We start from the raw sequence: 10347 nt of genomic DNA on the forward strand, positions 1-10347 counted from the left end.
CAGGCGCGCGCCATCTTCGAGGCGGCCGTCGAGGCCGGCCGCAAGACCGGCAAGCCCGTTGTGCCGGAGGTGATGGTGCCGCTCGTGATGACGAAGGCGGAGCTCGACCTCGTGAAGGATCGCATCGTCGCGATGGCGGAAGCGGTCGCCAAGGAAGCCGGCGTGAAGGTCGAGTATCAGGTCGGCACGATGATCGAGCTGCCGCGTGCGGCTCTGCGCGCCGGTGAGATCGCGGAATCGGCTGAGTTCTTCTCGTTCGGCACCAACGACCTCACGCAGACGACGCTCGGCATCTCGCGCGATGACGCCGCCTCGTTCCTGGGGCCGTATACGCAAAAGGGCCTGCTGCCTGCCGATCCGTTCGTCACCATCGACCAGGAAGGGGTTGGCGAGCTGGTGAAGCTCGCAGCCGAACGCGGCAAGAAGACACGGGGCAACATCAAGCTCGGCATCTGCGGCGAGCATGGCGGCGATCCGGCGTCGATCCACTTCTGCCAGTCGGTCGGGCTCGACTACGTGTCCTGCTCGCCCTATCGCGTGCCGATCGCGCGCTTGGCCGCCGCGCAGGCGGCGCTCGGCAACAAGGCCGCGAGCCAGGCGTAAATGCACGAGCGCTATCGGTTGGCACCAAGCGCCGCCTGTCCGCCTCTCAGATAGTCGATGCACCTAGGCAAAGGGTTCTTGCCATGTCACTGTCCTCGCGCCAATCATCCTATCGAACGAACCGCTTACTATCGGCGCTGCAGCCGGACGACTTCGCGCGTCTTGAGCCACACCTTCAGCTGATAGAGCTGCATAAGGGCATGGTTATCTATGAGACCGATGAAAGCATGCCGTTCGTCTACTTCCCGCATAATGCCATTGTCTCGCTCGCGACTGTCCTACCTGATGGCGGAACCGTCCAGTTGGGGGTGCTCGGACATGGCGCCATGTTTGGGTTGGCCAGTGCACTTATCACCCGCCAATCCCTTGGGCGCATTGTTGTGCAAGTCAAGCGTACTGCCTCGCGCATCGACACTGACGTCCTGCATCGTGCGTTCGAGGAACGACCGAACCTCCGCGAACTCTTCTTACGCTTCATAGAGGTCCTGCTGGCGGAGACTCTACAAGCTACGGCCTGCAGCACCCTCCACAGCGTAGAGGCTCGCTGCTGCCGCTGGATGCTCACCATGCTTGATCGAGCCAATCAGGCTACCTTGCCACTCACTCACGAGCATTTGTCCCAAATGTTGAGAGTGCGACAATCAACAGTCAATCTCGTCACGAGTGGGCTTCAGTCAGCGGGTTTGATCCACCAGGGCTGCGGTGCAATCACCGTGACCGACCGACCCGGTCTCGAGCAGATCGTGTGTGGCTGTTACAGGATCGCGCGGCAGCGGTCAAAACAACTCTCATCCCGGTGTGAACGTGAGGCTGATTATGCACACGACAGATGACAGCGATCTTCTGCAGGTCGATGAGCATCAGTGGGTTCGATGCGAACCATCCAAAGGGCTCCATTTGGTTTGCCTGACCCTTAGTGTTGGCCGGTATCGCCACTGCGTTGTATCTGAGCGTCCGTCTGCGTTCAGCAGAATGACAAAGCTGCAATGACAGCCCGTTAGGTGAGGCATTGGCATCGGAGGTATGTCAAGAAATGCGCGGCTTGATTGAAAGCGAGCTTAGATTTCTCATGACCTTAGCGAAGGAGCCTCAGGCTGTTCTAGAAGGTCCATTAGGACGCTGCTTGAAACGCGGTTGGTGCAGGAAAGTCGCGGACGTAAACCAGTCTGATCTCAGGGCCGTAACACTTCCAATCTACGAAATCACGCCGGAAGGATTAGAGGCTATCAACCGGGCGCTATCAGATCAGACTAAAATTCGGCGCAGATGAGCCACTGGCCGGGCCTTCGTTGTAATGATAAGCATGTGTGCGAAGAATAGCGCACGAGCCGTCTCCTTAAGGTTCCGCTAGAGCTCGTCGCCTACGAGCACCGAAGTCGGCCATGAGCCGCGCGGGTGTGGCATCGCCGTCGCGAGCGATCTCATTCCGGCGTGTAGAGTGAATCCGGGCCGTCGCTACTAATCACCCACGGTCGCTGCTTTTTTGGTTTAGATAAGAAGCCCAGCGGAAGCATCCGCTGGGCTTGCATTCAGGGTCTCGATTCCTGAATTTTTGAAGCCACACGATCGCTCGTCCGATACATGCGACTATTCAATTCAGTATTACCAGAAGAGGATTGTCAACAGGCAGCTTCAGCAATGCGATGACGGCGGAATGATCTTTGAGGGCGTTCACGGTCACATTTACGCAACAGTACCTGCATCCTCTTGGATGATCACCAACATTTGTGGTCACGTTTGCGCAACACATGCCGTGCTTACTGTGTTGGTTTATAGCCAACTCCCAATATCGACTTGAATTTGTTTCCCAGGACGTATGACGTTGCCTTTGCGGAAAAGGAGTTTCCGTAACCAACGTGAGCAAGAGTTAGCTTTGCAAATTCTGCTCTAATCCTGATTTAGGAGATACACCATGAAGCTCGTTAAGAGCCTTCTGCTCGGATCGGTCGCGGGTCTCGCGGCTGTCGCGGGGGCACAGGCTGCTGACCTTCCCGCAAAGAAGGCCGCTGCTGTCGAATACGTCCGCGTCTGCTCCACCTACGGCGCAGGCTTCTTCTACATCCCCGGCACGGAAACTTGCCTCCGCGTCGGCGGCCGCGTCCGTGCTGAGTATCGCTACCTTGAGCCGAACGACCGCGAAGATGACTCGATCGGCTTCCGTGCTCGTGGCCGTCTGAACATCGATACCCGTACCGCCACGGCCTACGGCCTGCTGCGTACCTACATCCGCTTCGAGATGACCCACGACACGGGCATTTACAATCCCGCAGACTCGACCGTTCCGAACGTCGACCAGGCCTTCGTCCAGTTCGGCGGCCTGACCGCCGGTCGCGCTGTGTCGTTCTTCGACAACGGCGACCTGCCGACCGAGCACTTCGGCACGCTCCGCTTCTCGGACGCTCCGAACGTGAACCTGTTCGCCTACACCTTCTCGTTCGGCAACGGCTTCTCGGCCTCGCTGTCGCTCGAAGAGGGCCGCTTTGCCGGCATTGATGACACGTTCGTCGACTTCGACCCTGATACCGACGTGACCGCCGGTCAGCGCACGCCCGACGTCGTGGGTCAGTTGAATTACTCCGGCACCTGGGGTTCGGCGATGCTCGCCGGCGCGGTTCACCAGCTCCGCAGCATTGCCCTCACGGATGCGGTCACCGGCCTTGGCTTCGTTCCGGACACCGAGTACGGCTTCGCCGTGACGTTCCAGGGCCACGTGAACCTGCCGATGCTGGCGGCTGGCGATGCCCTGTGGATTGCCGCCACCTATGCTGACGGCGCTCTCGGCTACCTCGGCTTCGACGGTTCCGAGGTTGACGACGCTGTGATCGACGCCGATGGCGACATCGACACGACCCAGGGCTGGTCGGTGGCCGGTGGTCTGCGTCACTACTGGACCCCTGAGATCCGTCAGAGCGTGTTCGGTTCGTATGCGAGCGTCGAGTACGGCGCGGGCGTGACGGGCGCGGACTTCAACGAGTGGCGCGTCGGTTCGAACGTGATCTGGTCGCCGGTCTCCGGTCTCGACATCGGCGTCGAGGTTCTCTACGCCAACGTCGACGTGGACGCTCCTGCTGTCGACAACGACGACCGCTGGGAAGGCCGTCTGCGCGTTCAGCGCGACTTCTAATCGGCTCGTCCCGATTGGTTAGAGGAAGCCCCGGTCGAAACACCGGGGTTTCTTTTAGGTCACACATTCCGAACTGACAGGCAATACTAAGTGTCTGACGAAACCTTTGCTCGGCAAGTTTATCGGCGGCGCAAGGAGATGAACTTCTCACTTCGGGAAATCGCACGGATTTCGGGCATTGCAGCGTCCACGATCTTTCGCATCGAGAACGGACGCTTGTCGCCCACCCTGGTCATTGCGACGAAGCTCGCCACTGCACTCGAGCTAGAGCCCCCAACTGCTGATCAGAGCTCGGCACTCAGACGCACAGCGTCAGAGCCATCTGCACATGTTGTGGTTCATCGAAAGCTCGAACACACTGTCCTTCGGGAGGGCATACGCCGCGACCTGAGCAGGATTGCCGCTCGCAACGGCTACGAGATGGCCATTCTTCTAAGGGGTAGTCTTGAGCTGCGTACAAACGACGGCTACAGAGAGACCTTGAGGCCCGGGGCAATAATTTATTGCAATCTGGTTCCTAAGCATACGTGCTTTGCATTGCTAGCCGAAGAGGCTGAACTGCTTTGGATCACATGATGTAGGTTGCTAGCGATGAAAGCGTTCACTCTAATGATAGAGCAACGCGTGACGGCTCAAGCGCCTGCGGCGCGCTCATCTGAAGCGAAAGCAGACTGATCCCTTTCGGCCGAAGCATCAAAGGAGCCTTTGAACAATGAACCTGCAGGAGATTGAGGCGGTGGCGCGAGCCTTCTACGAGATCCAGGAGGATGGCTGGGATCGGGCGCCCGAGTGGTGCAAAGTAAAGTTTTGCGAGGAGGCCCGAGCAGCCGTTGCTGCCCTCAACGAACATGCTAGGCACATTCGCGCCTTGAGGTCAGCCCAGCCGCTGTCGTTTCACGCCGCTGAACCAGATCGGGATCCATTGTTTGTCCCGGCGGATAAGAGAAGAAAGCACTAAGCGGGAGAGGAATTATAGAATATGCGTCTCTTGAGGTTTGGCCACCTGCTACGGTAGTAAGTTGGGCAAGTATCCATACCTTACTGTTGGCTCTCTAGAGCAATGTTCGGACCTGGACTGAATGGCCGTAGGGGCACTCGCTACAGCGGCAGCGCCAATCAGGCTTACGCGCATGTCATGTGCTGTCTTTAGTGCGCCAGGCAAGTACAGACGTGAATTCGATCCGATCCCTGAAGGTGATGACGGGACGGATGCTGCCGTGATCTGATTGAGATCAAGAAAGTGACTTCCCAGTGGTCCGCCTGCTTGAGCAAAGGGTAACTTGATGAGTCATTTCTCCTCATCGGACGCACCAGCGGTCACAATCCCGCTGCTCCAGCAATGGGCCCGGGACGGTCGGCTGCTGGTGATGACGACGGCCTATGATTCCGTCACGGCGCGCTTGGCGGATCCTGTTGTCGACATGATCCTGGTGGGCGATAGCGTCGGCAATGTGTGCCTCGGCTTCGACAACACGCTGTCGGTCAGCATGGCGATGATGAACCATCATCTCGAAGCAGTCGCGCGCACTCGTCCACGCGCCCTGCTCGTCGCCGACATGCCGTACCTGAGCTACCATCTTGGCCTGGAAGACACCTTGCGCAATGCGGGCGGCTTCCTGCAGCGCGGAGCTGCCGCGGTGAAGCTGGAGGGCGGCGGCAAGCGTCTGGAGGTCATTCGCGCGCTTGTCGACTGCGAGATTCCGGTGATGGGGCACTTGGGCCTGACGCCACAGAGCGTGCATGCCATGGGCGGCTTCAAGGTGCAGGGCAGGGCAGCCCAGGACGCGATCCGGATCCTGGAGGATGCCCATCGGCTGCAGGAAGCCGGCTGCTTTGCCCTCGTGCTCGAGGGCATCCCCTCCGAGCTCGCGGCGCGGATCACTCAGAGCCTGAGCATCCCCACCATCGGCATCGGGGCTGGCCCGCATTGCTCCGGCCAGGTGCTGGTTCTGCATGACGTGCTCGGCCTGACGCAGGGGCACAGGCCCAAGTTCGTCCGCACCTATATCGATGGCTTCGACCTGCTGCAGCAGGCCCTGGCGCACTGGGCCGACGACGTGCGCGGCGGTGTCTTTCCGTCAGCAGCAGAGTCCTATTCGCTGCCGGCTGCCTCCCAGAAGGCAGTCTGCACCTGGGTAAAGCCGCAATCCCTCGACCAGTCAGAGGCCAGATGATGCAAACCTTCCGTACGATCAAGTCCCTGGACCAGTGCCTGAAAGGCTACCGACCCGCAGGCCTGCGGGTCGGCTTCGTGCCGACCATGGGCTTCCTGCACGAGGGTCATCGCGCACTCATTGCTGAGAGCGTCGCGCGGTGCGACATCACCGTGGTGAGCATCTTCGTCAACCCGACCCAGTTCGGACCACACGAGGACCTCGAGCGCTACCCGCGCGCGCTGGAGCGGGATCACGAACTCTGCCGCACGGCGGGTGTGAGCCTGATCTTCGTGCCGAATGCGAGCGAGATCTACCCGCCGGGCTTCCAGACCTCCGTCGAGCCCGGACCCGTTGCCGAGCCGCTGTGCGGCGCCTTTCGGCCTGGACACTTCCGGGGTGTGATCACCGTGGTCACCAAGCTGTTCAACATCGTGCAGCCGGATGTGGCGTTCTTCGGCCAGAAGGACTTTCAGCAATGTGCCGTGATCCGGCAGCTGGTGCGGGATCTGAACTTAGGCGTCGAGATCGTGACGGTGCCGACGGTGCGCGAGCCTGATGGGTTTGCGCTCAGCAGCCGCAACAGCTATCTGAGCGCCGCGGATCGCGAGAGGGCCCGCTGCCTCAGCCGAGGCCTGTTTGCCGCCCAGGCGGCTTTCCAGGCCGGAGAGCGCGACAGCCGGACACTGGTGGAGACGGCACGGGCTCAGATGATGGAAGTCGATTGTCTGCAGTACCTTGAGCTGCGGGATGCCGGGACGCTGGAGGCGATCCCAGGTTTGGTGGAGCAGCCGGCCGCCCTGTGTGTCGCCGCCTATGTTGGGGCCACGCGCCTGATCGACAACGTGCTCCTGACCCCTCCGCCTGCAGCTCTGTCCGATCACGAGCTAGAATTGGTCTCGCATGCAATCAATCGGCAGGCCACAGCCGGCGCGGAAGGACCGCGATCGTCATGACGGCACGATCCGCGACCGATGCTCTCATTCAGAACCTGAGCGCCCGCCTGAGTGCCGGGGCAACCGCCACCGAAACCCTCCTGGCTTGGTGCGACGAGCATGGCCTCTCGAAAGGACCGATCAGCGTTGAGTGCCGTCAGCGGCAAGTGCTGTCCGCCCTGCCGGACGACGTGAGAGCCGCTTTAGCTCCCGCTGCGGGCGACACCGTCCATTTCCGGCAGGTTCGCATCATGCGTGGCCCTCTGTCGCTCGCGAGGGCTGAGAACTGGTTTGTGCCCCAACGCCTGACAGCGCACATGACTGAGGCTCTGCTAACGACGGATGTGCCGTTTGGGACCGTCGTTGCGCCGCTCCGTCCCTCCCGTTGCACCCTCGCTGCGTGCGTTCGGCCGCTCACAGCTGATCCTTCTGAGGATCCGCCGCAGCTCGGCGCCTCAGCGCGCCAGTCCCAACCTGCTGTCATCCTGGAGCATAAAACTGTGCTCCTCAGCGGGACCGGAACCGCGCTCGCGCTCGTGACGGAGAGGTTTTTCTCCGACCTCGTCTCGTTTGCGGCCTCAAAGTCATCCTTGAGCCGAGATCTCGACGGGAGATCGCGCACAGGATGAGCGACGCAGCAGGTGAGGCTTGAGCGATGACGTCCCAACCTGCCCTGACGCGTACAGAGAATTGTCTTTGCCGCTGATCCGGGTTTGAGTTCCCTCTCAAACAAATCGTAGGTTTTCGTCCAAATGTCGCCGATTTCATTCGCCCGCGTGACGCCTTGTATCTCGACGAGGTCCGTTCGGCCGGTTTCTGCCAGGGCCGCGCGCATGGCGCTGTCATACCAGCTGTCAACGATGAGGGACAGCGGCAGCGTTGCGAGCCAGGCGTGGAGGACGGTCGGTGCCGCCGGCGCTGCGAATAGCTCGGCGATCCAAGCTTGAAGCGTCCGACGATGCTGGCGCTGTTCGATGAACTGCGCGACCGACCACATATTGGTGCGGATCTTGGACGGGGCTGGCGCCCGCGTGTGCGGTACAGGCGGTTCCGCGGAGCTGAGCCGCAGGAGACCCGGATCGGGATAGGGGGATGATCTCATCGGCGGCGAGCGCTTCCTTCAGCAGGTCAAGCCGCTTTTCGGCATCACTGTTTTGCATGACGAAGAGATGGCCCGAGGTCAGGGTCGTGTTCATGCTCGCTTCCTCTTGCCGCTGTCATCCTGTCAACCCGCAGCCTCAGTCCTCGTCGGAAATCTTCCTTGCCTCGACGGTGATCGGCAGACGCGTACCCTGCGGAAGGTCGGGCAGGACGAGCCGCCAGCCGTTCCTGAGCGTTACGGCGCCGCCCCACAAATCTTCATTCTCGACCTCGATGATCGGCTCTTCGAGATCTTTCTTGGGAACATACGCCGACAAGCCGGCGCCAGTCCTGCGGATCATGACCTTCATCTGGCTGTTCCTTCACTAGGACCAACCGTGGTTTCGGCACTGCAAGGAGACCCGGCTTTGTCGAGACTCATCAGTTCACGCGCGCGCATGCCGACGACGGTACCACGATCGACCCATTCGACCGCATAGATGTAGAACTGCTGGAGAAAGGTGCCGACGTCGCGCACATAACCGTCGTCTCCCTTTCGCACGAGGTTTTCGCCGATCTCCCTGCCAGGATAGGTTCCGTCATTACTGATGTTGCGTGTGGCACGGACCCGCTCACCCAGCATAAATCGTGGAGGCTTGCGGATTTCGACCTCCTGTTCGCGTCCGAGGCCCATGGCCGTTCCTTTCTGGCGGCTGCAGCTTGTCAATAGAGAAGTTCAAGGCCTCCTCAGGAGGCGGCCCCAACCGTGTCGGTAGCCGAATTGGAGGTCGCGGGAACACAGGTCTTCGGCACCGGACAAACCGAGGCGCATTGCTGCGTATCGAAGACCCCCTCGCATTCAGTGCACTTGTCCGGATCGATCACGTAGGTTTCACCCTTGAACTTGATTGCGCCGGAGGCACATTCGAACAGGCAGGCACCGCACTGGGTGCATTGGGATGCGATGATCTTGAAGGCCATTTTTCGACTCCGGTTTCGGTTGGTATGAGACCGCTCATGCCGTTGCCGCCAGAGGTTCAACCCCAAACTCGGCGGTGTAAAGCGCGCTGATCGCGGTCTCGATGTAGTCATAGCCATAAGCGTCCATTGCTCGGATTCCGGCTCCCGTGAGCTGATCCTTGGGGCAATCTCCAATCTTGGCGCACAGCACGATGTCTATGCCTGCGAGCGCAGCGATGACGCCGTCGAGGGTGGCGTCCTCGCCCCAGCCGCCGCGGCAATACTGCTCGACCTTGCGATGCCCGACGAAGCTGATTCCTGTCGGCGAGGCCTCATAAATTTGGAATTCCTTCGAATGGCCGAAGTGTTCGTTGACGCGGCCGCCACCCTTAGTCGCCACCGCGATGAGCAGCGACTTGCCGGAGCCGGCTGCCTTGACCATCCTGGTCGCCGCACTCTTAGCAGCCACGTGATCGCCGCGCTCACGCGCGACCACCTCCCGATAGGCCTCGCGCTTGCTGGGATCGTAGGTGACCTCGCCGGGAATCTGGTCGAGCGTGAATTCCTGACCACGATCCGAGACGAGCAGGCCGACGGCATCGGCCCGGCACTGCCGGCAATGGCGCATCAACTTGGCGCCACCTTCGAGACGATCCTGAAGAGCCTTTAGCTCCATCGCATTTGGGCCGCGCTGCCCGGTCAGGCCGTAATATGCACCGTGGGCCGGGTCGGAAATCAGCGGCATGACGTTGTGCAGGAATGCGCCGCGCTCCTTGACCCATTTATTCACCTCGATCAGGTGCTCGTCGTTGATGTCAGGGATCATCACCGAATTGATCTTGGTAAGAATGCCGCGCGCGGTCAGCATCTCCAAGCCCAACATCTGTCGCTTGTGCAGGATCCGGGCGGCTTCGATGCCGGTGTAGCGGCGGTGGTCATAAAAGATCCAAGGATAAATCTTTGCGCCGACTTCCGGGTCGACCATATTGATGGTGATCGTCACGTGATCGACATTCATGTCGGCAAGCTCGGCGACATGGTCCGGCAGCGCGAGCCCATTGGTGGAGATGCACAGCTTGATGTCAGGGATTTCCCTGGCGACTTGTTCGAACGTGGCCTTGGTCTTCTTCCAATCGTAACAGGCATCGCCCGGTCCGGCGATGCCGAGCACGGAAAGCTGCGGCACTTCGTTGGCGACCGCCATCACCTTGCGCAGCGCCTGCTCGGGCGTCAGCTTTTCCGAGACAACCCCAGGTCGGCTTTCGTTGGCGCAGTCATATTTGCGATTGCAATAGTTGCACTGGATGTTGCAGGCTGGGGCGACCGCGACGTGCATGCGCGCGAAATAGTGGTGCGCTTCCTCTGAAAAGCAGGGGTGATCCTTGATCTTCTCCCAGATAGCCGAATCCATGTCGTCCGGCTTTGCGGACGAGCCGCAGGATGAAGACGTGCAGCCGCCGGATTTCGCAGTCGCCAGCAACTGGTCGAAGGA

Annotated in this window: 11 protein-coding genes and 1 pseudogene; 7 read left to right on the forward strand and 5 right to left on the reverse strand. The window is 60.5% G+C overall.

Features of this window, described 5'->3' with window-relative positions:
- The 7 genes from AA309_RS11335 to AA309_RS35170 form a co-directional block, all read left to right on the forward strand.
- A partial coding sequence (locus AA309_RS11335) for a putative PEP-binding protein (protein WP_047189139.1) occupies window positions 1-603 on the forward strand: 603 nt, incomplete at its 5' end.
- Between the two features lie 83 nt (window positions 604-686).
- Window positions 687-1436, forward strand: coding sequence for a Crp/Fnr family transcriptional regulator (locus tag AA309_RS11340; protein WP_047189140.1), 750 nt, complete (start codon window positions 687-689; stop codon window positions 1434-1436).
- A gap of 1079 nt (window positions 1437-2515) precedes the next feature.
- On the forward strand, window positions 2516-3727 hold the full coding sequence (locus AA309_RS11345; protein WP_052954645.1) for a porin: 1212 nt from the start codon (window positions 2516-2518) through the stop codon (window positions 3725-3727).
- Between the two features lie 90 nt (window positions 3728-3817).
- Window positions 3818-4303 carry a helix-turn-helix domain-containing protein gene (locus AA309_RS37640; protein WP_150117504.1) on the forward strand — a complete coding sequence of 162 codons (486 nt, stop codon included), beginning with the start codon at window positions 3818-3820 and terminating at the stop codon, window positions 4301-4303.
- Between the two features lie 707 nt (window positions 4304-5010).
- Entirely contained in the window at window positions 5011-5901 is an 891-nt protein-coding gene (gene panB, locus AA309_RS11360) for a 3-methyl-2-oxobutanoate hydroxymethyltransferase (RefSeq protein WP_047189143.1), read from the forward strand.
- Complete coding sequence (gene panC, locus AA309_RS11365; RefSeq protein ID WP_084731107.1) at window positions 5901-6836, forward strand: pantoate--beta-alanine ligase; 936 nt, start codon at window positions 5901-5903, stop codon at window positions 6834-6836. The genes panB and panC overlap by 1 nt, the downstream gene beginning before the upstream one ends.
- Entirely contained in the window at window positions 6833-7444 is a 612-nt protein-coding gene (locus AA309_RS35170; RefSeq protein WP_052954646.1) for a hypothetical protein, read from the forward strand. The genes panC and AA309_RS35170 overlap by 4 nt, the downstream gene beginning before the upstream one ends.
- A gap of 41 nt (window positions 7445-7485) precedes the next feature.
- Here AA309_RS35170 and AA309_RS36375 read toward each other — a convergent pair.
- From AA309_RS36375 to nifB, 5 genes and pseudogenes are all read right to left on the reverse strand, one after another.
- A pseudogene (locus AA309_RS36375) lies at window positions 7486-8011 on the reverse strand (SIR2 family protein); the annotation flags it as partial.
- Between the two features lie 42 nt (window positions 8012-8053).
- Window positions 8054-8266, reverse strand: coding sequence for a putative nitrogen fixation protein NifT (nifT, locus tag AA309_RS11380; protein ID WP_047189144.1), 213 nt, complete (start codon window positions 8264-8266; stop codon window positions 8054-8056).
- Entirely contained in the window at window positions 8263-8589 is a 327-nt protein-coding gene (locus AA309_RS11385) for a nitrogen fixation protein NifZ (protein ID WP_047189145.1), read from the reverse strand. The genes nifT and AA309_RS11385 overlap by 4 nt, the downstream gene beginning before the upstream one ends.
- Before the next feature lie 53 nt (window positions 8590-8642).
- Entirely contained in the window at window positions 8643-8876 is a 234-nt protein-coding gene (locus AA309_RS11390) for a 4Fe-4S dicluster domain-containing protein (protein ID WP_047189146.1), read from the reverse strand.
- Window positions 8877-8910: 34 nt separating this feature from the next.
- Window positions 8911-10347 (reverse strand): nitrogenase cofactor biosynthesis protein NifB (gene nifB / locus AA309_RS11395; protein ID WP_084731109.1); only part of this gene is annotated, 1437 nt, incomplete at its 5' end.

Origin of the sequence: Microvirga vignae (assembly GCF_001017175.1) — a bacterium.
Taxonomy (GTDB): domain Bacteria; phylum Pseudomonadota; class Alphaproteobacteria; order Rhizobiales; family Beijerinckiaceae; genus Microvirga; species Microvirga vignae.

Bases quoted from the DNA above. Each gene is read 5' to 3' on its own strand.
- AA309_RS11340 (WP_047189140.1), top strand. From the start codon at position 687: ATGTCACTGTCCTCGCGCCAATCATCCTATCGAACGAACCGCTTACTA.
- AA309_RS11390 (WP_047189146.1), bottom strand. From the start codon at position 8,876: ATGGCCTTCAAGATCATCGCATCCCAATGCACCCAGTGCGGTGCCTGC.
- panC (WP_084731107.1), top strand. From the start codon at position 5,901: ATGCAAACCTTCCGTACGATCAAGTCCCTGGACCAGTGCCTGAAAGGC.
- nifT (WP_047189144.1), bottom strand. From the start codon at position 8,266: ATGAAGGTCATGATCCGCAGGACTGGCGCCGGCTTGTCGGCGTATGTT.
- AA309_RS35170 (WP_052954646.1), top strand. From the start codon at position 6,833: ATGACGGCACGATCCGCGACCGATGCTCTCATTCAGAACCTGAGCGCC.
- AA309_RS11345 (WP_052954645.1), top strand. From the start codon at position 2,516: ATGAAGCTCGTTAAGAGCCTTCTGCTCGGATCGGTCGCGGGTCTCGCG.
- AA309_RS11385 (WP_047189145.1), bottom strand. From the start codon at position 8,589: ATGGGCCTCGGACGCGAACAGGAGGTCGAAATCCGCAAGCCTCCACGA.
- panB (WP_047189143.1), top strand. From the start codon at position 5,011: ATGAGTCATTTCTCCTCATCGGACGCACCAGCGGTCACAATCCCGCTG.